The sequence below is a fragment of the Cellulomonas cellasea genome (assembly GCF_006538745.1).
In the GTDB taxonomy this organism is placed as follows: domain Bacteria; phylum Actinomycetota; class Actinomycetes; order Actinomycetales; family Cellulomonadaceae; genus Cellulomonas_A; species Cellulomonas_A cellasea.
The window spans coordinates 1-21023 of sequence record NZ_BJLR01000022.1 but is presented as its reverse complement, the minus strand read 5'-3'; the positions used below and the strand labels follow the sequence as shown (position 1 = coordinate 21023).

At 75.2% G+C, this 21023-nt stretch carries 21 protein-coding genes and 1 riboswitch; of the genes, 9 read left to right on the top strand and 12 right to left on the bottom strand.

Annotation, left to right across the window (positions count from 1 at the left end; genetic code table 11):
- Positions 1 to 302 precede the first annotated feature (302 nt).
- The 3 genes from CCE01nite_RS12265 (at position 303) to CCE01nite_RS12255 (ending at position 2720) form a co-directional block, all read left to right on the top strand.
- Positions 303 to 656, top strand: a complete 354-nt coding sequence (locus tag CCE01nite_RS12265; protein WP_034629444.1) for a YciI family protein — start codon at positions 303 to 305, stop codon at positions 654 to 656.
- 7 nt (positions 657 to 663) lie between these two features.
- The gene (locus tag CCE01nite_RS12260) at positions 664 to 1881 is read left to right on the top strand and encodes an RNA polymerase sigma factor (protein ID WP_034629441.1); all 1218 of its coding nucleotides are present in this window, start codon (positions 664 to 666) and stop codon (positions 1879 to 1881) included.
- A 107-nt stretch (positions 1882 to 1988) separates the two neighbouring features.
- Complete coding sequence (locus CCE01nite_RS12255) at positions 1989 to 2720, top strand: dihydrofolate reductase family protein (RefSeq protein WP_084142664.1); 732 nt, start codon at positions 1989 to 1991, stop codon at positions 2718 to 2720.
- 41 nt (positions 2721 to 2761) lie between these two features.
- Here CCE01nite_RS12255 and CCE01nite_RS12250 read toward each other — a convergent pair whose 3' ends face one another.
- From CCE01nite_RS12250 to CCE01nite_RS12240, 3 genes are all read right to left on the bottom strand, one after another.
- Complete coding sequence (locus CCE01nite_RS12250; RefSeq protein ID WP_034629438.1) at positions 2762 to 3478, bottom strand: head GIN domain-containing protein; 717 nt, start codon at positions 3476 to 3478, stop codon at positions 2762 to 2764.
- A gap of 131 nt (positions 3479 to 3609) precedes the next feature.
- Positions 3610 to 4317, bottom strand: a complete 708-nt coding sequence (gene mtnN, locus CCE01nite_RS12245) for a 5'-methylthioadenosine/S-adenosylhomocysteine nucleosidase (protein WP_034629434.1) — start codon at positions 4315 to 4317, stop codon at positions 3610 to 3612.
- Positions 4314 to 4766 (bottom strand): S-ribosylhomocysteine lyase, encoded by a 453-nt coding sequence (locus CCE01nite_RS12240; protein ID WP_034629431.1) that lies wholly within the window; start codon positions 4764 to 4766, stop codon positions 4314 to 4316. Before CCE01nite_RS12240 ends, mtnN begins: the two co-directional genes overlap by 4 nt.
- Positions 4767 to 4892: 126 nt before the next feature.
- Here CCE01nite_RS12240 and CCE01nite_RS12235 point away from each other — a divergent pair, with 126 nt between their 5' ends.
- Positions 4893 to 6134: an amidohydrolase gene (locus CCE01nite_RS12235; protein WP_034629428.1), complete on the top strand. Its 1242-nt coding sequence runs from the start codon at positions 4893 to 4895 to the stop codon at positions 6132 to 6134.
- A gap of 8 nt (positions 6135 to 6142) precedes the next feature.
- Here CCE01nite_RS12235 and CCE01nite_RS12230 read toward each other — a convergent pair whose 3' ends face one another.
- The 4 genes from CCE01nite_RS12230 to CCE01nite_RS12215 form a co-directional block, all read right to left on the bottom strand.
- Positions 6143 to 7450 (bottom strand): alpha/beta fold hydrolase, encoded by a 1308-nt coding sequence (locus CCE01nite_RS12230; protein ID WP_034629425.1) that lies wholly within the window; start codon positions 7448 to 7450, stop codon positions 6143 to 6145.
- Entirely contained in the window at positions 7447 to 7899 is a 453-nt protein-coding gene (locus CCE01nite_RS12225) for a DoxX family protein (protein ID WP_141372429.1), read from the bottom strand. Before CCE01nite_RS12225 ends, CCE01nite_RS12230 begins: the two co-directional genes overlap by 4 nt.
- A gap of 56 nt (positions 7900 to 7955) precedes the next feature.
- Positions 7956 to 10268 carry a putative bifunctional diguanylate cyclase/phosphodiesterase gene (locus CCE01nite_RS12220; protein ID WP_034634918.1) on the bottom strand — a complete coding sequence of 771 codons (2313 nt, stop codon included), beginning with the start codon at positions 10266 to 10268 and terminating at the stop codon, positions 7956 to 7958.
- A gap of 246 nt (positions 10269 to 10514) precedes the next feature.
- A complete protein-coding gene (locus CCE01nite_RS12215) occupies positions 10515 to 10829 on the bottom strand; it encodes a DMT family transporter (RefSeq protein ID WP_174774695.1) in 315 nt (104 codons plus the stop codon).
- Positions 10830 to 10840: 11 nt separating this feature from the next.
- Positions 10841 to 10904: riboswitch (guanidine-III (ykkC-III) riboswitch) on the bottom strand.
- Positions 10905 to 11114: 210 nt separating this feature from the next.
- Between CCE01nite_RS12215 and CCE01nite_RS12210 the strand changes: the two genes are divergently transcribed.
- Positions 11115 to 12236, top strand: coding sequence for a GDSL-type esterase/lipase family protein (locus CCE01nite_RS12210; protein ID WP_034634920.1), 1122 nt, complete (start codon positions 11115 to 11117; stop codon positions 12234 to 12236).
- Positions 12237 to 12672: 436 nt separating this feature from the next.
- On the opposite strand, the gene cspE is transcribed toward CCE01nite_RS12210, so the two are convergent.
- Entirely contained in the window at positions 12673 to 12876 is a 204-nt protein-coding gene (cspE, locus tag CCE01nite_RS12205) for a transcription antiterminator/RNA stability regulator CspE (RefSeq protein WP_034634923.1), read from the bottom strand.
- A 361-nt stretch (positions 12877 to 13237) separates the two neighbouring features.
- On the opposite strand from cspE, the gene CCE01nite_RS12200 reads away from it, so the two are divergent.
- Complete coding sequence (locus CCE01nite_RS12200; RefSeq protein WP_034634925.1) at positions 13238 to 13510, top strand: DUF2277 domain-containing protein; 273 nt, start codon at positions 13238 to 13240, stop codon at positions 13508 to 13510.
- A gap of 45 nt (positions 13511 to 13555) precedes the next feature.
- Here the strand turns inward: CCE01nite_RS12200 and pgi are convergent, their stop codons facing one another.
- A complete protein-coding gene (gene pgi / locus CCE01nite_RS12195) occupies positions 13556 to 15241 on the bottom strand; it encodes a glucose-6-phosphate isomerase (RefSeq protein WP_034634928.1) in 1686 nt (561 codons plus the stop codon).
- 126 nt (positions 15242 to 15367) lie between these two features.
- On the opposite strand from pgi, the gene CCE01nite_RS12190 reads away from it, so the two are divergent.
- The 3 genes from CCE01nite_RS12190 to CCE01nite_RS12180 all read left to right on the top strand — a co-directional run bounded on the left by CCE01nite_RS12190 (position 15368) and on the right by CCE01nite_RS12180 (position 17696).
- A complete protein-coding gene (locus tag CCE01nite_RS12190; protein ID WP_034634930.1) occupies positions 15368 to 15703 on the top strand; it encodes a hypothetical protein in 336 nt (111 codons plus the stop codon).
- Positions 15704 to 15748: 45 nt separating this feature from the next.
- Positions 15749 to 16744, top strand: coding sequence for a PfkB family carbohydrate kinase (locus CCE01nite_RS12185; RefSeq protein ID WP_034634932.1), 996 nt, complete (start codon positions 15749 to 15751; stop codon positions 16742 to 16744).
- A 103-nt stretch (positions 16745 to 16847) separates the two neighbouring features.
- Complete coding sequence (locus CCE01nite_RS12180; protein WP_034634934.1) at positions 16848 to 17696, top strand: oxygenase MpaB family protein; 849 nt, start codon at positions 16848 to 16850, stop codon at positions 17694 to 17696.
- A gap of 136 nt (positions 17697 to 17832) precedes the next feature.
- On the opposite strand, the gene CCE01nite_RS12175 is transcribed toward CCE01nite_RS12180, so the two are convergent.
- The 3 genes from CCE01nite_RS12175 to CCE01nite_RS21345 all read right to left on the bottom strand — a co-directional run.
- Positions 17833 to 19215, bottom strand: a complete 1383-nt coding sequence (locus tag CCE01nite_RS12175) for a pectate lyase (protein ID WP_141372427.1) — start codon at positions 19213 to 19215, stop codon at positions 17833 to 17835.
- A 267-nt stretch (positions 19216 to 19482) separates the two neighbouring features.
- On the bottom strand, positions 19483 to 20532 hold the full coding sequence (locus tag CCE01nite_RS12170) for an LLM class flavin-dependent oxidoreductase (protein ID WP_034634370.1): 1050 nt from the start codon (positions 20530 to 20532) through the stop codon (positions 19483 to 19485).
- Positions 20533 to 20579: 47 nt separating this feature from the next.
- Positions 20580 to 21023, bottom strand: a 444-nt coding sequence (locus CCE01nite_RS21345; protein ID WP_218026475.1) for a hypothetical protein, incomplete at its 5' end; no start/stop codon positions are given.

Genomic DNA, 21023 nt, shown 5'->3' with positions numbered 1-21023 from the left:
CGGGTCGGTGGGCCCGGGGGCGCCCGGTAGGGCGTTCGGGACCGGTTCGGTCCGGGTCTCGGTCACAAGTCACACCTGTCGCTCGGGAGGAACGGGGACGCGCGGCGTCGCGCAGTGCGCCTCGCGCCGGTGGTGCGGCGCGGGCGGGGGAGCGACCAGTGTGCTCGCCCCCACCGACACGGGTCGACCTCTTTGCGGGCGAGAACTCATCGGTCGGCGCACGTCGATCTCGCGGGCCGCCGTTCGTGTAGAAGGTGAGAGGCCGGCACGGGGTCGGCCGTGATCCCCCAGGAGGGGTTCCCATGACGCAGTACCTCCTCAGCGTGATGCAGCCCGACGGCCCGGCGCCCGAGCCGGAGGTGCTCGGACCGATCATGGCCGCGGTCGAGGCGCTCGACGCCGAGCTGCGCGCCGCCGGTGTCTGGCTGTTCACCGGCGGCCTGCACGACGCGAGCACCGCGACGGTCCTGCGCGCGCAGGACGACGAGGTGCTCGTGACCGACGGCCCGTACCTCGAGGGCAAGGAGCACCTCGGGGGCTTCACGGTGATCGACGTCCCCGACCTCGACGTGGCGCTCGGCTGGGGCCGCCGCATGGCGCGCGCCACCGAGCTGCCCGTGGAGGTCCGCCCGTTCCAGTTCGCCCAGGGGCGCTGACTCCCGCATGACGACGGTCGGCCTCGCGGACGTCGAGCGGGTGTTCCGTGCGGAGCACGCGCGGGCCGTCGCCGTCCTCACCCGCGTCCTCGGCGACCTGGACCTCGCCGAGGACGCGGTGCAGGACGCGTTCGCGGCGGCCGTCGAGCGCTGGCCCGTCTTCGGTCTGCCGCCGAGCCCCGCGGGCTGGGTGCTCACGACCGCGCGCCGCAAGGCGATCGACCGGATCCGGCGCGAGTCGACCCGCGCGGACCGCCACGCGCAGGCCGCCCTCCTGCACGCCTCGCCCGAGCCGACCGAGGAGGGTCCCGTGCACGACGACCGGTTGCGCCTCGTGTTCACGTGCTGCCACCCGGCGCTCTCGCCCGCGGCGCGCGTCGCGCTGACCCTGCGGATGGTCGGCGGCCTCACGACCGCCGAGATCGCCCGCGCGTTCCTCGTCGAGGAGCAGGCGATGGCGCAGCGGCTCGTCCGCGCGAAGGCCAAGATCCGCGACGCGCGCATCCCGTACCGCGTCCCGGACGACGCCGAGCTGCCCGACCGGCTCCGTGCGGTCCTCGCGGTCGTGTACCTGGTCTTCACCGAGGGGCACACCGCGAGCGCCGGCGACGCGCTCGTGCGCGCGGACCTGTGCGCGGAGGCGGTCCGGCTCGCGCGCCTCCTCGCCGAGCTCATGCCCGACGAGGAGGAGGTGGTCGGCCTGCTCGCGCTGCTCCTGCTCGTCGACTCGCGCCGCGCCGCCCGCACCGGGCCCGACGGAGCGCTCGTGCCGCTCGCGGAGCAGGACCGCGGCGCGTGGGACCAGGCGCTCGTCGCCGAGGGGCAGGACCTCGTGCGGTGGTGCCTGCGCCGCGGGCGCCCCGGGCCGTTCCAGCTGCAGGCCGCGATCCAGGCGGTGCACGCCGACGCGCCGGACGTCGCCTCGACCGACTGGGCGCAGGTCCTCGCGCTCTACGACCACCTGCTCGCGCTGACCGGCTCCCCGGTCGTCGCGCTCAACCGCGCGGTCGCGCTGGCGGAGGTCGAGGGGCCGGCGGTGGCGCTGGCGGCCGTCGACCCGCTCGGGCTCACGACGTTCCACGTCCTCCACGCCGTCCGCGCCGACCTGCTGCGCCGGCTCGGCCGCCGCGAGGAGGCGGTCGCGGCGTACGACGAGGCGCTCGCCCGGTGCGCGAACGGCGCCGAGCGGGCGTTCCTCGAGCGGCGCCGGCGCGAGCTCGCCTGAGCACGACCGCCGTGGCGCACACCCTCGGGACCCGGGCACCGATGAGTTCGGCGCGCCCGCGCGGTCTCCCCGGTGTCCGCCCCCGAGCCTCGAGAAGGCAGGTCCCCGTGCCGCTGCTGCGCGTCCACAACCTCGCGATGTCGCTCGACGGCTACGTCGCCGGCCCGCACCAGGGCCTCGAGAACCCGCTCGGCGTCGGCGGCGAGCGCCTCCACGAGTGGGCGTTCGCGACGCCGTCGTTCCACGGCGGCGAGGGGCGCGCCGGCGACGCCGCGGGCGAGCGGGGCGTCGACGACGACGTCGTGCGGCGCGGCGAGACCGGGATCGGCGCGACGCTCATGGGCCGGAACATGTTCTCCCCGGTGCGCGGCCCGTGGCCCGACGAGTCCTGGCGCGGCTGGTGGGGGCCGAACCCGCCGTTCCACCACCCCGTGGTCGTCCTGACGCACCACCCGCGACCGTCGCTGACGATGGAGGGCGGCACGACCTTCCGCTTCGTCGACGACCCCGACCGCGCGCTCGACCTGGCCTTCGACGCCGCCGACGGCCAGGACGTGCGGCTCGGGGGCGGTGCACGGACCGTGCAGCTCTACCTGCGCGCCGGCCGGGTCGACGAGCTGCACCTGGCGCTCGTCCCGATCTTCCTCGGGGCGGGCGAGCGGCTCTTCGACGACCTCGACGGCGGCCCGACGGGCTTCACGTGCGCGGAGCTCGTGAGCTCGGCGACGGTGACGCACGTGCGCCTCGTCCGGACCGGACCGGACGGGCCGGCCGCGCCGGACGGGTCCGCCGGGCGCGACGCGGCAGCCGCGCGGGACGCGGGAGGAGACGCGAGCTGACCGCCGCCCGGCGACCCGGTGCCGCGCGCGGCGCGCTCGCCTCAGGACCCCTCGCGCACCGACCCGGACCCGTCGACGTCCGACGTGACGCGTGCCCCGCCGGTGTGCGTGACCGACCCGCTCCCCGACACGCTCGCGTCGAGCGTCCCCGTGACGTCGACCTGGGCGCCGCCCGAGCCCTCGACCGCGACCGCCGCCTCGCGCGTGCGCAGGTCCGCCGCGTCGTAGCCGCCCGAGCCGTCGACCGTGACGCTCTGCCGCTCCGCCGTCCCCGCGAGCGCGATGCTGCCGGACCCCTGGTTGCTCGCGACGACCTCCTCGACGTCGACGCCCTCCACGCGGACGTCCCCCGAGCCCTCGACGAGGATCGTGAGCTCGTCGCCCGCCGCGACGCCGTCGTCGACCCGTACCTGCCCCGAGCCCTCGACCCGGACCGCGTCGAGCCGGTCGACCACGAGGCGGTACTCCACCTTCCCGGTCCGCGACCAGCCCGGCCGGTCGTCGTGGTCGAGCACGAGGACGCCGTCGCGCACCTCGCTCGTGAGCTGCGCGAGCACGTTGCGGCCCGCGGTGACCGTGAGCGAGGGGTCGTCGCCCTGCTCGACGACGAGGGTCCCGGACGTCGCGAGCTCGACGGCCGTCACCCCGTCGGCGGGGCGCTCCTCGGTGCGCTCGGGGCCGAACGCCGCGGCACCGCAGCCGGTGAGCAGCAGCAGGGCGCCGGCGGAGGCGACGGCGAGCACGGGACGCAGCGACATGAGGACCTCACGATGGGCACGGGGCCCGGGACGTCCGGACCTCCACCACCGTCGCACCGGCCGGGAGGCGGGTCATCGGGTACGACCCTGACCCGCCCCCTGAACGGCCCCTGAGCCCCGGCGCCGCCGGGTCAGCCGCGCGGGACGATGCTGCGCAGCGCGCCGAGCACGACGCTCGCCGACCGCTCCGCGGCGTCGTCGACGTGCGTGAGGAAGTCGTCGTTCGCCGCCGGCCCGCACAGGTCAGAGATCCCGCGCACCGAGAGGAACGGGACGCCGTACAGGTGGCACGTCTGGGCGAGCGCCGCGGTCTCCATGTCCGTGGACAGCGCGTCGGGGAACGACGCGCGGATCGCGGAGACGAGCGAGGCGTCGATGAACGCGTCGCCCGAGAGCATCGTGCCCGCGCGCACCGTGAGGCCGTCGTGGGGGACGCCCAGGGTCGCCTCGAGGAGCGCCTCGTCGGCGACGAACCGGGCCGGCATGCCCGGCACCTGCCCGAGCGCGTACCCGAAGGCGCGCGCGTCGGCGCCCGAGTACACGAACTCGGTGCCCACCACGACGTCGCCGACGCGGACCTCCTCGCCGATGCCGCCGGCGCTCCCGGCGCTGATCACGACGCTCGGGCGCGTGCCGCTGATCGCGACGGCCGCGGCGGTCGCGGAGCTCACGAGCCCGATGCCGCACTGCACGAGCAGGACGCCGCGGCTCTCGACCGACAGGACCCGGTGCAGCGCGTGGCCGACCTGGGCGACGGGCCCGACGAAGTCGGCGCGCTCGGCGAACGCCTCCGCCTCGTCGGCCATCGCGGCGACGACGACCGCGTCCACCGCGATCACGCGGTCACCTGGCTCCACCCGTCGCGCGCGGCGAGGAACGTGCGGGCGGCCTCCTGCGCACCCTCGAGCGTGTGGTTCGCGCCCCAGCCGCACTGCACCTCGTTGGCGGCGGGCACCTCGGTGGCCGTCGTGATGTCCTCGAGCGTCTCCTGCACGAGGCCCATGACCGCCTCGGGCTCCCAGTCGCCCTCGAGGATCAGGTAGAAGCCGGTCTGGCAGCCCATCGGGGAGAAGTCGATGACCTGCGACGAGTGGTTGCGCGAGTGCTCCGCGAACATGTGCTCGAGCGAGTGCACGACCGGCATCTCGAGGTGCCCCTTGTTGGGCTGGGTGAAGCGCACGTCGAACTTGCTCAGGACGTCGCCCGCCGGCAGGACCTTGCGGTCCGCGAGGCGGATGTACGGCGCGGCGACGGTGCGGTGGTCGAGGTTGAACGACTCGACGTTCATGCGGGGCTGGTTCACGGTCGGCCTTCTCGTCAGGACGGGCGGGGTTCGCCCCATTGTGTCGCACGCGTCCGGCGCGCGTCGGGCACGCGACGGCGTGCTCGCGCCGGCGGGGTTAGCGTGCTGGGCATGGTCCACCGCAGCGCGAGCACCCCGTCCGTCGTCGCCGTCACCGGGGGCTACGTCGTCCCGGTCGCCTCCGAGCCGCTCGACGGCGGCACGGTCCTGATCGAGGACGGGCGCATCGTGGCCGTCGGGCTCCACGTCGCGGTGCCCGACGGCGCGCACGTCGTCGACGCGACCGGCCGCTGGGTGCTGCCCGGCTTCGTCGAGGCGCACGGCCACGTGGGGATCTGGGAGGAGGGCGAGGGTGTCGCGGGCGACGACGTCAACGAGATGACCGGCCCGGACATGGCGGCGGTGCGCGCGGTCGACGCGGTGAACATCGACGACGAGGGCTTCCGCGACGCGCTCGCGGGCGGCGTGACGTCGGTCGTGGTGAAGCCCGGGTCGGGCAACCCGATCGGCGGGCAGACCGTCGCGATCAAGTCGTGGGGCGGGCGCACGATCGACGAGCAGGTCCTCTCGGCGTCCGTGAGCGTGAAGTCGGCGCTCGGGGAGAACCCGAAGCGCGTGTACCGCGAGAAGGGCCAGACGCCCTCGACCCGGCTCGGGACCGCCAAGATCATCCGCGAGGCGTTCGTCAAGGCGCAGCACTACGCCGCCGCACGGGCTGCCGCGGTGACGAAGGGCGAGCCGTTCGCGCGCGACCTGGGCCTCGAGACGCTCGTGCGCGTGCTCGACGGCGAGCTCGCGTGGGACCAGCACTGCCACCGCCACGACGACATCGCGACCGCGATCCGGCTCGCCGACGAGTTCGGCTACCGGCTCGTCGTCAACCACGGCACCGAGGGCCACAAGATCGCCGACGTGCTGGCCGAGCGCGGCATCCCCGTGATCTACGGCCCGATGCTCACCAACCGCTCGAAGGTCGAGCTCCGCGACCGGGGCATCGAGCACCTCGCGACGCTCGCGGCCGCCGGGGTGCGCGTCGCGATCACGACCGACCACCCCGTGGTGCCGGTGAACTTCCTCGTGCACCAGGCGACGTTCGCGGTCAAGGAGGGCCTGCCGCGCGCGACCGCGCTCGAGGCGCTCACCGTGAACCCGGCGGCGATCCTCGGGCTCGACGAGCGGGTCGGGTCGCTGCGCCCGGGGCTCGACGGCGACGTCGTGATCTGGTCCGGCGACCCGCTCGACGTGCACGCGCGCGTCGAGCACGTCCTCATCGAGGGCGTCAGCGTCTACGCGTGGGACGACGCCGCGCAGGCCGGGCGCGTGGTCGAGCGCCGGGAGCGGTTCGCGGGCTGAGCCGCCGCTCAGCGCCCGCTCACGCTCCACCGGCCCGCAACGAGGTCGAGCAGCCGCGGCAGGATCACGTCGCCCGCGACGCGCAGGCCGTCGTGCAGGAACTCGTTGGTGACCCACACCTGGGTCGCGCCGACGCGGGACGCGGTGTCGAGCGCGAGGTCGAGGTCGACGTACGGGTCGTCGTAGTACTGCGCGGCGGCCACGGGCACCTCGTTCGACGCCAGGCGGTCCACGTCGTACAGCGCGGGCCACGAGGTGCGTGCCGCGAGCTCCTCGGCGACGGCCCGGAACGGGCGCAGCGACGCGACCTGCTCGTACATCCACGGGTACATCGCCTCGCCGCTGAGCAGGAGCGGCCGGGCGCCGGTCCCGAACGTCTCCCACCGCTCGTGCTCGGCCTGCGCCGCCCACCCGCCGGCGCGCTCGCCCTGGTGGTAGATGACCTCCTGGAGCACCGCGTACAGCGGGTTGTCGACGAACGACGTCTGCTGCGCGACGGCCGCGAGGAACGGGTCGGCGAGCTCGCCGCGCGTGTCGAGCGCGGTGTCGAGCAGCCAGTGCAGCGCGTCGACGCCCGTGCTCATCCCGAGCGGCATCCCCAGCGTCTGCAGCCGCTCGACGGTAAGCACGTCGCCGTCGGGCAGCCGGACGTCCCCGGCGGCGACGCGGTCCGCGACCTGCCCGAGCAGCGCGACGTCGCCGGGGTACCGGCGGGCGAGCTCGCGGTTGCGCGCGACCTGCCGGGGGTACGTGTGCGCGTAGGTCTCCTCGGCGCTCGCGGTCAGCGGCGGCAGGCCCCCGGTCACGAGGCACTCCGTGAGCGCCTCGGGGTGCCGCGAGAGGTACGCGAGCGTGACGAAGCCGCCGTAGGACTGCCCGAGGGTCGTCCAGCGACGACCGCCGTAGACGGTGCGCCGCAGCTCCTCGGCGTCGGCGACGATCGCGTCGGCCCGGAAGTGCGCGAGGTAGGCGGCGGCCTCGGCGGGCGTGCCGAGCGCGGCGACCTCGCGGGCCGCGACGCGCGTCGAGCGGCCCGTCCCGCGCTGGTCGAGCAGGACGACGCGGTGCGTCGCGAGCAGGGGCGTCCACCAGCCGCTCCCGAGCGGGCGCGGGCTCGCGCCGCCGGGCCCGCCCTGGAGGAACAGCAGGAGCGGGAGGTCGTCGCCGTCGCGGCGGGGGTCGACGAGCTCGCGCGCGAAGACCTCGATCGGCGCGTACCGCTCGGGGGCGGACCAGTCGACCGGGACGGGGACGCGGTGCTCGCGCACGACGAGGCCCGGCACGCGGTGCTGCGTCGACGTCGGCGCGCCGCTCATCGGCCGGCTCCGGTCGCGGAACCGGGCATCGCGGCCCCGGCCGGGGTGGCGTCGCGCGCGCCGCGGGCCACCGCGAGCGCCCACCCGACGAGCGGGACCTGGAGCGGCAGCCGCCCCCACGCGACGACCCGCCGCGCGGTGAGGCCGGGTGCCCCGCGGCGCGTGCGCAGCGCCATCGTGACGTTGCCCGGGAACACCGCGACGAGCAGCGCCGCCGACGCGAGCGCCCCCGCGTGCCGGGTCCGCGCGGGGACGAGCGCCGCGGCGCACGCGAGCTCGGCGGCGCCGCTGCCGAGCACCCAGGCGCGCGGGCTGCCGAGCGGGCGCGGGATGAGGGGCTCGTACACGCGCGGCACGACGAGGTGCAGCACGCCCGAGAGCGCGAGCACCGCGCCGAGGACGGCGGCGGAGGCGGGGGAGGCCGGGCGCGGCCGGGAGGACGAGGTCATCGGCCCACGGTAGCGGCGGGCCCCCGGGGTGGGCGGAGGAGGGGTGTGCGACGCGGTCAGCGCGGTGCGGGTGCGGCCGCCGCGCGCGGTGCGGGGACGCCGTCCCGCCGGAGCGGCGCCGCGGGGGCCCGCGTACGGGTGATCTCCGCGATGACCGCCGGGATCCCTGCCGCGGGACCGGGGCGCGCGAGGCCGAACCCCTGGGCGGCGTAGCAGCCCATCTCCGCGAGCATCGCGAAGGTCGGGTCGTCCTCGACGCCCTCGGCGACGACGGACAGCCCGAGGTGCCGCGCGAGCTCGATGGTGGACCGGACGATCGCCTCGCTCGCGCGGTCCTGCGCGATGCCGCCGACGAACGCGCGGTCGAGCTTGAGCCGGCCGACGGGGAGGCGGTGCAGGTAAGCGAGCGAGCTGTGGCCCGTGCCGTAGTCGTCGACCGCGAGCTCGACACCGAGCCGCTCGAGCGCGTCGAGCGCCTCGAGCGCACGCTCGGGGTCGCTCATCGCGCTGCTCTCGGTGATCTCGAGCTCGAGGGCCGACGCCGGCAGCCCGTGACGCTCGAGCGCGGACCGGACGTCGGAGACGATCTCGGGGTCGAGCAGGTTCTGCGCCGCCAGGTTCACCGCCACCGCGATGTCGAGACCGTCCGCGCGCCAGCCCGCGACGGCGCGCAGCGCCTGGTCCAGGACGTCGCGCGTGAGCGGTCCGATGACACCCGTGCGCTCGGCGGTCGGGATGAACAGGTTCGGGGTCAGCAGGCCGTGCTCGGGGTGCTGCCAGCGGACCAGCGCCTCGACGGCGACCACGCGCCCGGTGCTGACCTCGACGATCGGCTGGTAGTGCAGCACGAGCTCGCCGCGGGAGATGGCGCCCAGCAGCGTCCCGCCGAGCGACGGCGCGAGCGTGCTGCCCGAGCTCATCGAGGCGTCGTAGCGAGCGGGCAGGCGCGAGCCGCGCTTGGCGGTCGACAGCGCGACGTCGCCGCGGTGCAGCAGGTCGAGCGGGTCCGTGCCGTCGTCGGGCGCGACGACGAGGCCGACGCTCACCTGGACGCGCACCTCGAGGTCGTCGAGGCGGACCGGGCGGGCCAGCGCGTCGTGCACCGACTGCGCCAGGGTCATCGCGGTGCCGCTCCCGGGCACGTCACGGAACAGGATCGCGAACTCGTCGCCGCCCGGCCGCGCCACGAGCCCGGCGCCGCCCGCGAGCGTGCGGAGCCGCTCGCCGATGCGGATGAGGACCTCGTCGCCGATGCGGTGCCCGAACGTCTCGTTGATCTCGCTGAACCGGTCGACGTCGACCAGCACGAGCGCGACGCGGGCGCGCGGTGCTGCGAGGGCGTCCCGGATCGCCCGGACCAGCAGCCGCCGGTTCGCGAGCCCGGTCACGATGTCGGTGTCGGCGGCCCCCCGCAGGCTCTGCGCCTGCTCCTCGAGCCACCGCGTCATGCGCGCCATCCGGATGAGCGAGAGCACGGTCAGGGCGACGGCGGCGACCGCCGCGGCCCACACGTCGACCGTGCCACCGAGCACGAGCTGCACGACGAGCACCGTCGGGGCCATGAAGACCGCGGGGCCGACGAGCATCAGCCGCTGACGGCCCTTGCGCTGCTCGGGCTCAAGCGCACGCTCGGACATCAGGCGCATGCCGGGGTCGAGCGTCGCGGCGCCGAACAGCGCGTAGGCGACGAGCCAGCCCGCGTCGAGCAGGAGCACGTTCTCCTCGAGCGCCGGCACGAGCGCCGAGAGCTGGAACAGCGCGTCGACCGCCATGAGCAGCCCCGTGGCGCTCACGAGCAGGACCGACGCGGTCGACCGGGCGCCGGGTGCCGTCAGGAGCCGGACCAGGAGCCCGATCAGGATGATGTCGACGACCGGGTACGCCGCGCCGACGACGGTGCTCGCGAGATCGAGCTCGGGGTCGCGCAGCGCGGGTGCGACGAGCGTGACCCAGGCGACGAGCCCGAGGCCGATGGACACGAGCAGGCTGTCGATCGCCGCCGTCGGGTGCCGCTCGCTGCCGCGGGCCCGGGCCAGCATGAGCAGCCCGGCGCCGAGGAACGGGTACGCCCCGAGGTAGACGACGTCCGCGGCAGACGGGTACGGGTCGGTCTCGAGCACGAGCTCGAACCACGACCACAGGAAGTCCCCGACGGTCATGAGCGCGATGCCCGCCGTGAGCAGGTACCAGGGGAGCCGGGACGACGGGGCGTTGCGGCGGATCCCGACCAGCATGACCCCGACGGAGAGGAAGCCGACGGACACGTACACGATGCCGCGCGGGAAGCCCAGCGGGAGCAGCAGGTGCAGCAGGGCGACCGCGGAGGAGGCCGCGAGCCAGCGGGACCACGCGCTCCTCACCCAGATCACGCACCCATCCCATCGACGACGAGGTCCCGCGGCACCGGGACCTCGGCCGCGCGGCGACCGGACCCCGGCGGGTCCTTCGTTGAGGTGATCGGCCGAGCACGGCGGAGCGAGAGGGGTGCACGGGGTGAAAGCGTGCATCTGGGTCGGGTCGAACCGGGTGCGGGGGCCGGGTGCGGGCCGCGCCACCGCCCGCAGGAACGCCCCGGGTGCGGCGCCCGGCCGGGCGGCGGCGCGCCCGGCGGGCGGTCAGCCGACGACCTTGAGCCCCACGACGCACCCGACGATCCCGAGCAGCAGGAGCACGCGCACGAGCGACACCGGCTCGGCCCCGGTGGCCATCGCCCAGGCGACGGTCAGCGCCGCCCCGACGCCGACCCACACCGCGTACGCGGTCCCGGTCGGCAGCTCGCGCATCGCGTACGCGAGCCCGCCCATGCTCAGCACGAGCGCGACGGCGAACAACACCGTGGGGAGCCAGCGCGTGAGCCCCTCCGACCGCCCGAGCGCGGTCGCCCAGACGGCCTCGAGAACACCGGACAGCACCAGCACGAGCCACGACATGACGATCTCCCTCGGCGCCGTCTTGTCGCACTCCGGGTACGGCGCACCTCGTCCGGGAACCCGTGGGGGCCCTGCTCCCAGGGTCGCACGCACCGGGGGCGGGGCGTCGGCCGGTCCCGGTGAGGTCGGTCACCGGCCGGCCTCGCGCGGGCCGCCGGCCCTAATCGATTCGCGCCTGCGCGCGTCCTGGCGTGCTCCGGGGCGCGCCCGTCAGGCTGCCAGTCCGGCCCGCGCGCTGTCCCCGCGCTGCCGTTCCCCGCCCCCCTCGAGAGGGAGACCTGCGCCATGACGACGTCGTCCGCACACCGATCTCACCGCCCGCTCCTCGCCCTGCTCGCGGTCGCGGCGCTCCTCCTGGCCGGCGTCCTCGCCGCCGCCCCCCCGAGCCGCGCGGCGGCGGCCCCGGTCCGCATCATGGCCCTCGGCGACTCGATCACGGGCTCGCCCGGGTGCTGGCGCGCGCTCCTCTGGCAGAAGCTCCAGCGCGGCGGTCACACCGACATCGACATGGTCGGCACGCTGCCCACGCAGGGCTGCGGCATCGCGCACGACGGGGACAACGAGGGCCACGGCGGGCTGCTCGCGACCAACGTCGCCTCGCAAGGCCTGCTCACCGGCTGGCTCGCCCAGACCCGGCCGGACGTCGTGCTCATGCACTTCGGCACGAACGACGTGTGGAGCAACCGCTCGACGGCGCAGATCCTCGCGGCCTACACGACGCTCGTGGAGCAGATGCGCGCGAGCAACCCGCGCACGAAGGTGCTCGTCGCGCAGATCATCCCCGTCGCGCCCCCGACGTGCGGGGAGTGCGCCCAGCGCACCGTCGACCTCAACGCCGCGATCCCCGCGTGGGCGGCCTCGCTCTCCACGAGCACGTCGCCGATCACGGTCGTCGACCAGTGGACCGGCTGGAACCCCGCGGCGGACACGTCCGACGGCGTGCACCCGAACGACGCCGGGATCGTCAAGCTCGCCGACCGGTGGTACCCGGCGCTCGCGGGCGTGCTCGACGGCGTGACCCCGACCCCGACGCCCACCGCGACCCCGACGCCCACTCCCACCGCGACCCCCACGCCGTCGGCGACGCCGACCCCGACGCCCACGACGGCGCCCGGCACCGGCTGCACGGCGGTCTACCGGGTCGCCAACAGCTGGCAGGGCGGGTTCATCGGCGCGGTCACGGTCACCGCCGGCTCGGCGCCCGTGAGCGGCTGGACCGTGACGCTCACGCTCCCGAACGGCGGCGTCGCGAACGTCTGGGGCGGCCAGGCGAGCGCGTCCGGCAGCGCGGTGGCGGTGCAGAACGCCGCGTGGAACGGCTCCCTCGCCGCGGGCCGCAGCACCGAGGTCGGCTTCCAGGGCACCGGCTCCGGCGCCGGTGCGACCGTCAGCTGCGCGGCGCGCTGACCACGAACGCCGGCGCGCCCCCGGGTGCGCCGACGACCGGCGGGCGGACGCCGGTGGGCTGACCGGCGCAGGGCTGCGTCAGCCGCGGTGCCCCGGTCCTCACGGGCCGGGGCACCGTCCTGCGTGGGGCCGGCGCTGTCCGGCGGCTCTTCGTGAGGTTGGCGCGGTCCGGCGGCTCGTGTGTCGGACGCCGTCGGACTGCCTTGTGGCGGACCCCGTCGGACCGCTGGTCGCCGCCACGGGCCGCCCGGAGCCAGGACGACGCCGGACGCGGGGGACCGAGGCGGCAGCAGAGGGCGGAGGCAGCCGTGCCCGCCCGCGAGACCACACGACCGCGTACCCGCCCCCCGGAGACGACAGAACCGCCCCGGCCGAGGCCGGGGCGGTTCTGTGTGCTGGGTGCCGACCCGTGGGGGTCAGCGAGCCGATCCGAAGATCAGAGGGGCTGGATGTTCTCGGCCTGCGGGCCCTTCGGGCCCTGCGTGACGTCGAACTGCACCTTCTGGTTCTCCTCGAGCGAGCGGTAGCCGCTGCTCTGGATGGCCGAGTAGTGCGCGAAGACGTCGGCGCCGCCGTCGTCAGGCGCGATGAAGCCGAAGCCCTTTTCGGCGTTGAACCACTTCACGGTTCCAGTCGTCATGGTTGCTCCCTTGCGGGTTAGGGGACGACCCCGGGTGTCGGGGGCGATATCACGGTGTCGTCGTCCGCTCCCTAGAGAACGCAACGCCGAGGCTCAGCCCCGACGGTCAAGGACGTGCGAATCACAGTAACTCCGGGCACGACAATAGCCGGTGTGCGGCCCGGATGCGAGACCTGCTCGCGTGTCCGCTCCCCGCGGACGGCTCCCGGCTCCTCAGTCTCCGCTCCCCGAGGGGCCGAGCGCGACTCCTGGACCGGGTGATCACGGGCCACCGGCGGGCGGAGGGCCCCCGCGGGGCGTGCCGAGGGTGCGACGCGCACGGGGGTTCCCCGGGGCGGGTGCTCGCCGTACCGTCGGGAGCATGTGCCGGAACATCCATACCCTCCACAACTTCGAGCCGCCCGCGTCGCACGACGAGGTGCATGCCGCCGCGCTGCAGTACGTGCGCAAGGTGAGCGGCTCGACCGTGCCGTCGCAGGCGAACCGCGAGGCGTTCGATCGCGCGGTCGAGGAGATCGCGCACGCGACGCGCCACCTGCTCGACGCGCTCGTCACCTCCGCACCGCCCAAGGACCGGGAGGTCGAGGCGGAGAAGCGCCGGGCCCGGTCGGCCGAGCGGTACGCCACGGCCTGAGCCCACGGCCGGGCGACGGGAGCCGCCGCCCGGCCGGGCACGGGCTCAGGCGTCCCGGTGCGCGCGGTAGTACTCGATGAGCCCGCGCGTCGACGGGTCCTGCGCCGCGATCGCGTCGGCGTCGCCGGACACCGCGGGGGAGATCTGCATCGCGAGGACCTTGCCGAGCTCGACGCCCCACTGGTCGAAGCTGTCGATGCCCCACACGACGCCCTGGACGAACGTGATGTGCTCGTAGAGCGCGATGAGCTGGCCCAGGACGGACGGCGTGAGCGAGGGCGCCATGATCGACGTCGTCGGGCGGTTGCCCGGGAACACCCGCGCCGGGACGATCTCCTCCGCGACGCCGTCGGCCCGCACCTCGTCGGCGGTCTTGCCGAACGCGAGCGCCTTGGTCTGCGCGAAGAAGTTCGACAGGAACAGCTCGTGCACGTCGGCGTCGCCGTCGCGCAGCGGGTGCGCGGGCGTCGCGACGGCGATGAAGTCCGCCGGGATGAGCCGCGTGCCCTGGTGGATGAGCTGGTAGAACGCGTGCTGGCCGTTCGTGCCGGGCTCGCCCCAGAAGATCTCCCCGGTGTCCGTCGTGACGGGCGTGCCGTCCCAGCGCACGGACTTGCCGTTCGACTCCATCGTGAGCTGCTGGAGGTAGGCCGGGAAGCGGTGCAGGTACTGCGCGTACGGGAGCACCGCGTGGGTGTGCGCGTCGAGGAAGTTGACGTACCAGACGTTGAGCAGGCCCATCAGCACGGGCACGTTCTGCGCGAACGGCGTGCTGCGCAGGTGCTCGTCGACGGCGTGGAAGCCGGCCAGGAGGTCGCGGAAGCCGTCGGGGCCGATCGCGATCGCGAGCGAGGTGCCGATCGCCGAGTCGAGCGAGTACCGGCCGCCGACCCAGTCCCAGAACCCGAACGCGTTCGCGGGGTCGATGCCGAACGCCGCGACCTTGTCGAGCGCGGTCGAGACCGCGACGAAGTGCTGCGCGACCGCCTGGGTGCGCGCCTCGTCGGTGTCCTCGATCGCGCCGGCCGCGAGGAGCTGCTCCCAGAGCCAGGTGCGGGCGAGCCGGGCGTTGGTCAGGGTCTCGAGCGTCCCGAACGTCTTGGACGCGACGATGAACAGCGTCGTCGTCGGGTCGAGGCCGCGCACGGTCTCGGCGAGGTCGGTCGGGTCGATGTTCGACACGAACCGCACCTCGAGCCCGTCCTGGACGTAGGGCTTGAGGGCCTCGTACGCCATCACCGGGCCCAGGTCGGAGCCACCGATGCCGATGTTGACGACCGTGGCGACGCGCGCGCCCGTGACGCCCGTCCACTCGCCGCTGCGCACCTTGTCGGCGAACGCGGAGACCTTCGCGAGCTCGGCCTGCACGTCGGCGTCGACGTCCTGGCCGTCGACCTGCAGCGCCGGGGACGCGCCCGCGGGGCGGCGCAGGGCGGTGTGCAGCACCGCACGGTCCTCGGTCACGTTGATGTGCTCGCCCGAGAGCATGGCCTCGATGCGCCCCGGGAGGCCGACCTCGTCGGCGAGCCGTACGAGGAGCTCGAGGGTCTCGTCGGTCACGAGGTTCTTGGACAGGTCGACGTGCAGGTCGCCGACCGTCCGGGTCAGGCGCGTCGCGCGCTCGGGGTCGGCGGCGAACCAGCCGCGCAGGTCCGGCGTGAGCGCGGACCGGTGGGCCGTGAGGTCCTTCCAGGCGCTCGTGGTGGTGGCGTCGGTGGGTGTGGTGGTCACGGTGCTCCCTCTCGCGATGTCGTGGCACCACCGTATTGCGGCGCGGGGGGACGGTCCTGGGACGTCCGCCCGCGCCGGTCCGGGGGCACCCGACGGGACCGCCGGGTGCTGCCTAGAGTGGCGCGCATGAGCCGCCTGCCGACCGCCGTGATCGCCGCCGTGACGCTCGTCGTCGGGTTCGCCGTCGCCCAGGGGACGGGGGTGCGCTGGCTCGGCGGGGTCGTGCTCGCCGCCGGGCTGCTGTGGTGCGCAGTCCGCTCCGCGCCGGCGGCAGGACTCGTCCGCACCGCTGCGGCCGGGCTGGTGGTGCTCGCCGCGTTCGTCGCCTCGCACCTGGCCGCGGACGCGCTCGGGCCGTGGCCGTCGGTCCTGCTGGCGGCACTCCTCGCGGGTGCGGGCGTGTGGTTCCTGGTCGACCGGGCCGTCGCGCGGCGTGCCGTCCGGGCGACGACGCACGCCTGACGGGTGCCCGGTCCGGCGTCGACCCGGGCGCGGCAGGATGGACGCATGACGTCCCCGCCGCCCCTCGTCGTCGCGTGCGGGCTCGTGACCCTCGACGTGCTCCAGGACGTCGACCACGTGCCGGCGCCCGACGAGAAGCTCGTCGCGAGCCGGCTCGACGTCACGTTCGGGGGCCCGGCGGCGAACGCCGCGGCGACGGCCGTCGCGCTCGGCGTGCGGGCGCAGCTCGTGACCGCGCTCGGGTCGGGTCCCGTCGCGGCGCTCGTGCGCGCGGGCCTCGACGAGGCGGGCGTCGAGGTCGTCGACCTGCTCGACGGTGCTCCCGCGTCGCCGGCCGTCTCGAGCGTGCTCGTGACCCGCCGCACGGGGGAGCGCGCCGTCGTGTCGGTCAACGCGAGCGCGTCGGGCGACCTCGCGGCCGCCGCTCGTGCCCGCGCCGGTGCGGTGCTCGACGGCGCGGACGTGCTCCTCCTCGACGGTCACCACCTTGGCGCGGCGCTCGTGCTCGCCGCGGCCGCCCGTGCGCGGGGCGTCCCCGTGGTGCTCGACGGCGGCAGCTGGAAGCCGCGCACCGACGAGCTGCTCGCGCACGTCGACCATGCGGTGCTCTCGGCGGACTTCCGCCTGCCCGAGGACCTTCGCGGCGGCGCGCCGGACGACGATGAGCTCGCCGCGGTGTCGCCCGCCGAGCAGGTCCCCGCCACGGTCCCGCCCGGGGAGCAGGACCTCGCCGCCGTCGCGCGCCTCGGCCCGGCGTTCGTCGCGCGGTCGGCGGGGCCCGGGCCGGTGCGGTTCCGCCGCCGGGTCGCCGGCGCGCCTGGCCCGGAGATCGGCACGGTCGCGCCGCCCGCCGTCCCGCAGGAGGACGTCGTCGACACCCTCGGGGCGGGCGACGTGCTGCACGGTGCCTTCGCGGAGCAGCTCGCGCGCGGCGTCGATCCCGTGACGGCGCTCGCCGCCGCCACGCGCGTCGCGAGCCTCTCGGTGCGAGCACGGGGTGCACGGGGCTGGGTCGCCGGCGCCGCGGCGCGCGCGCGCTGAGCGCTCGCAGCAGCCCGGGTGCGCACCCGGATGTGCACACCGACCTGAGACCGCGCTGAGACGGCCGGTTCGCGAGCCGGTCCCTCGCCGGTGACCATGGGGCATGTCTGTCGCCGAGTCCGCCCGCACCCGCCTCGCGACCGCGCTGCTCGGACGCGTCGCCGGGGACGACCACCGCGACAAGCACGACCGCATCCACTTCACGCCCGGCGACCGCTGGTTCGAGCCCGGGAGCGCCATCCAGCGCGTGCACGGGGACGCCTCGATGTTCGTCGGCGGGCTGCGCGCGCTGCTGCTCCAGTCGCTGCACCCGCAGGCCATGGCGGCCGTCGCGGGGCACTCGGGCTACCGCGGCGACCCGTGGGGCAGGCTCCAGCGCACGAGCACGTTCCTCGCCGTCACGACGTTCGGGACCGCCGCCGACGCCGAGCGCGTCGTCGGGCACGTGCGCGAGGTGCACGAGCGCGTCCGCGGCAAGGACGAGGACGGCGTGCCGTACCGGGCCTCCGACCCGCACCTGCTCGACTGGGTCCACGTCGCCGAGGTCGACAGCTTCCTGCGGGCGCACCAGCTGTACGGCGAGAACCCGCTCGACGAGGCGGGGTGCGACGCGTACGTGGCGCAGGCCGCGGTCGTCGCCCGCAAGCTCGGCGGGGCCGACGTGCCGACGGACGTCGCGTCGCTCGAGCGCGCGCTCGCGCGGTACCGGCACGAGCTGCGCGGGACGCAGGCGGCCCGGGACGCGGCGCGGTTCCTGCTCGTGCACCCGCCGCTGCCGCTCGCCGCACGCATGCCGTACGGGGCGCTCGCCGGGGCCGGCGTCGCGATGCTGCCGCGGTGGACGCGTCGTCCGCTCGGCCTGCCGTACGCGCCGCCGGTCGAGGCGACCGTCGTGCGGGCGTCGGGGCACGCGATGGTCCGGGCGATCCGCTGGGCCCTCGCCGACTTCTGACGGGCGCGAGCCCCGCGCCGGACGCAGCACGCCCGGCCCGCCGCAGGGGGGGTGCGGCGGACCGGGCGTGGTCCTGGGGTGACGCGAGGTCACCGAGAGGGTCGTGCGGGGTCGGGGTCGACGGGCGACCCCGGGGTCAGCGGTAGACGATCGCGGACGGGGTGTACCCGCACGCGGCGGACGGTCCGGAGGAGACCTTGGTGGGCTCGCCCGAGGTGACGCCCTTGTATTCGTCGCAGATCGCGATCTTCTTCGAGGGGTCCCCGACGATGGTCAGGCCGGACAGGGTGGCCTTGTCGCCGAGGTTGGGGTTGATCCCGACGAGGGACTTGGCCGGGGCCGTGATCGTGACGTTCTGGACGACGACGGTGCGGGCGTACTGCTTGGAGCAGTTGCCGCACGAGCGGTAGAGCTTGCCGATGTCGGCGACCTGGAAGTTCTTGATGACGAAGGTGCCGGGGCCGTTGTGCTGGAAGACCTTGTCGGAGGCGGAGCGGGCGCCGCCGCCGTTGATGGTCATGGTCTGCGAGGCCGCGGTGCCCTTGAACGTCGCGGCGTCCTCCCCGACGTCCTCGAACCACACGTTCTCGATCGTGCAGGTCCCGAGGCAGTGGATGCCGTCGCCCGCGCCCGTGCCCAGGATGACGTTGCGGAGCACCGCGCCGTCGGCGAGCTTGAACATCGGCGGCTGGCCCTCGGCCTGGTCTCCTGAGGAGATCCCGTAGTACCGGACGAGACCCAGGTCCTTCGTGCCGCTGATCTCGATGGTCGCCGAGACCTTCTGCGACGACGTCGGCGTGGGCCACGCGCCCGTCGCGGGCGGGGTGGTCGGCTGCGCGGTGGCGGTCGGCGTCGCGCTCGCGGTCGGCTTGGGGGTGGCGCTCGCGGTCGGCTTGGGGGTGGCGCTCGCGCTGGGCTTGGGCGTGGCGCTCGCGGTGGGCGCCGGAGTCGTCGGGCTCGGGGCGCTGCCCTGGGCGACGAGCGTGAACTGCTGGTGGTTGGCGTTCGTGTCCGCGGCCTGCTCGAGGCGCGCGCCGTTCTCCTTGGACGCGCCGACGACCTGGAGCGCGAGGCCGCTCGCCCGGTTGACGAGCTTGATGCGGCCCGACGAGCCGGCCGCGACCGTGAACTGCTGCGTCGCCGCGCCCGCGGGCGTCGACTGCGTCGCGAGCGAGCCGGAGCCGGTCGCGATCGTCAGGGCGAGGCCCGAGTGCCGCGCGCGGACCTCGTAGTACCCGCCGGCGACCGGGACGAACCGGAACTGCTGGTTCGTCGCGCCCGTGGGCGTCCACTGCGCGACGGCCGTGCCGGAGGCGGTCGAGGACCCGGCGACGTCGACGGCCTTCTTGCTGCGCCAGCTGACGAGCGAGTACCAGGCGCCGGTGTCGATGCTGGGCGCCGCCTGCGCGGAGCCGGCGAAGGCCACGCCGCCGAGGGCGGCGACCGCGCCGACCACCAGGGTGGCGACGACGCGGGACCAGGCCGACCGGCCGCCTCGCGCGCGTCTGGGGTGCTGCATGTTCACGCTCACTACCTTCCGTCGTCCGCCGCGCGGGGGCGCAGCGGGGGAGGCCGCGCTGAGGCGGGCCGTCGATCGGGGGAGGCGACGACCGCACGCGGCGTCGTCACGGTAGACGGGCGTCCGAAATGCCGTCAATGACCGGTGTACAACGTGAGAGATTCCTCACCGCAACGCCCTGACCTGCGGGAGCGTGCGCACGGGCCTTGCGCGGCGGTGTGCGCGCCGAACCGCTTCGACGAGGCCCTCCCGGGAGTGCGCGGCCCGTCAGCCGCCGAGCGCCTCCCGCACGAGCGGGACGACGCGCGTCCCGAGCAGCTCGATCGCGCGCAGGGACTCCTTCTGCGGCACGCCCGAGAGGTCCATCTGGAATGCCTGCCGGTCGTGGCCCAGCACCTCGTGCAGCGCGACGACCCGCTCCGCGACCTCCTCGGGCCCGCCGACGAAGTAGGCGCCGCCGCGGGCCGCCTGCGACTCGAACGAGATGCGGTTGGGCATCGGGAAGCCGCGCTCCGAGGCGATCCGGCGCATCGAGTCGTGCCAGTACGGGTAGAAGAAGTCGCGTGCGGCGCGCCCGTCGTCCGCGAGGAAGCCCATGCCGGCGACCGAGACCTTCCGGGTCGAGGCGTCGTGCCCCGACTGCTCGTGCGCGCTGCGGTAGAGGTCGACGAGCGGCGCGAACTGCGCCGGCTGCCCGCCGATGATCGCGTAGCTGATCGGTAGGCCCAGCACGCCCGCGCGCACCGACGACTGCGGGTTGCCCCCGGTCGCGACCGCGATGTCGAGGTGGCGCCCACGGCCCGGCCGGTCGTAGGGGCGCGGCAGCACGAGCGCGTCGTCGAGGGCCGGGCGGAACCGGCCGGACCACGTGACGCGCTCCTCGGCGTCGAGCCGGAGCAGCAGCCCGATCTTCTCGTCGTAGAGCGCGTCGTAGTCGTCGAGCGAGGCCCCGAACAGCGGGTAGGACTCGACGAACGAGCCGCGCCCGGCGAGCAGCTCGACCCGGCCGCGCGAGAGCAGGTCCATCGTCGCGAACTGCTGGAACACGCGCACCGGGTCCTCGGTCGACAGGACCGTGACGGCGCTGCCGACCGTGATGCGCTCGGTCTGCGCGAGCGCGGCCGCGATGACGGTCGACGGCGAGGAGATCGCGTAGTCGGGCCGGTGGTGCTCGCCGATGCCCACGTAGTCGAGGCCGACCTCCTCGGCGAGGCGCACGCGCTCGAGCACGTCGGCGAGCCGCTGCGCGGGGTCGGTGACGGCGCCCGTGACCGGGTCGGGGTGGATGTCGCCGAACGTGTAGAAGCCGAGTTCCATGGCGTCGACAACGCTCCGGCGCGCGGCGTGCTTCCCGCCGGCGGCCGTCAGCCCGGGATGAGCCGGTTCAGGCCCAGGGTCACGCCGACCGAGACCGCGCCGCACAGCGGCAGCGCCCAGGTCAGCAGCGTGTTCGCGCGGCGCGAGCGACGCCCGACCGTGGCGGGGTCCTCGAGCGGAGCGGCGAGGACGTCGGCGTCGTCGAGCGTGCCGCGCAGCTGCGCGACGAGGGCCGGCACGACGAGGGCCGCCGCAGCGACCGCGGTGAGCGGCGCGGCGGGCACGGTGACCCCCACGCCGGGGAGCAGGTGCGCGGAGAGGAGGCCGAGTCCGATCGCGGCCCACGCCCCGGCCTGCATCACGATCCACGCCAGCCACCGACGTGTGGTGCACCAGCGGACGAACGTGGTCAGGTGACGGACCAGGAGGCCGAGGCAGGCGAGCGCGACGACCGTCACGGCGAGGTGCGCCGCGCCGAGCCGCACCGGCTC

What these genes read in the sequence shown, in the direction of transcription:
- CCE01nite_RS12265 (WP_034629444.1), top strand. Translation starts at nt 303, where the DNA reads ATGACGCAGTACCTCCTCAGCGTGATGCAGCCCGACGGCCCGGCGCCC.
- CCE01nite_RS12260 (WP_034629441.1), top strand. Translation starts at nt 664, where the DNA reads ATGACGACGGTCGGCCTCGCGGACGTCGAGCGGGTGTTCCGTGCGGAG.
- CCE01nite_RS12250 (WP_034629438.1), bottom strand. Translation starts at nt 3,478, where the DNA reads ATGTCGCTGCGTCCCGTGCTCGCCGTCGCCTCCGCCGGCGCCCTGCTG.
- CCE01nite_RS12240 (WP_034629431.1), bottom strand. Translation starts at nt 4,766, where the DNA reads ATGAACGTCGAGTCGTTCAACCTCGACCACCGCACCGTCGCCGCGCCG.
- CCE01nite_RS12235 (WP_034629428.1), top strand. Translation starts at nt 4,893, where the DNA reads ATGGTCCACCGCAGCGCGAGCACCCCGTCCGTCGTCGCCGTCACCGGG.
- CCE01nite_RS12230 (WP_034629425.1), bottom strand. Translation starts at nt 7,450, where the DNA reads ATGAGCGGCGCGCCGACGTCGACGCAGCACCGCGTGCCGGGCCTCGTC.
- CCE01nite_RS12225 (WP_141372429.1), bottom strand. Translation starts at nt 7,899, where the DNA reads ATGACCTCGTCCTCCCGGCCGCGCCCGGCCTCCCCCGCCTCCGCCGCC.
- CCE01nite_RS12215 (WP_174774695.1), bottom strand. Translation starts at nt 10,829, where the DNA reads ATGTCGTGGCTCGTGCTGGTGCTGTCCGGTGTTCTCGAGGCCGTCTGG.
- CCE01nite_RS12210 (WP_034634920.1), top strand. Translation starts at nt 11,115, where the DNA reads ATGACGACGTCGTCCGCACACCGATCTCACCGCCCGCTCCTCGCCCTG.
- cspE (WP_034634923.1), bottom strand. Translation starts at nt 12,876, where the DNA reads ATGACGACTGGAACCGTGAAGTGGTTCAACGCCGAAAAGGGCTTCGGC.
- CCE01nite_RS12200 (WP_034634925.1), top strand. Translation starts at nt 13,238, where the DNA reads ATGTGCCGGAACATCCATACCCTCCACAACTTCGAGCCGCCCGCGTCG.
- CCE01nite_RS12190 (WP_034634930.1), top strand. Translation starts at nt 15,368, where the DNA reads ATGAGCCGCCTGCCGACCGCCGTGATCGCCGCCGTGACGCTCGTCGTC.
- CCE01nite_RS12185 (WP_034634932.1), top strand. Translation starts at nt 15,749, where the DNA reads ATGACGTCCCCGCCGCCCCTCGTCGTCGCGTGCGGGCTCGTGACCCTC.
- CCE01nite_RS12180 (WP_034634934.1), top strand. Translation starts at nt 16,848, where the DNA reads ATGTCTGTCGCCGAGTCCGCCCGCACCCGCCTCGCGACCGCGCTGCTC.
- CCE01nite_RS12175 (WP_141372427.1), bottom strand. Translation starts at nt 19,215, where the DNA reads ATGCAGCACCCCAGACGCGCGCGAGGCGGCCGGTCGGCCTGGTCCCGC.
- CCE01nite_RS12170 (WP_034634370.1), bottom strand. Translation starts at nt 20,532, where the DNA reads ATGGAACTCGGCTTCTACACGTTCGGCGACATCCACCCCGACCCGGTC.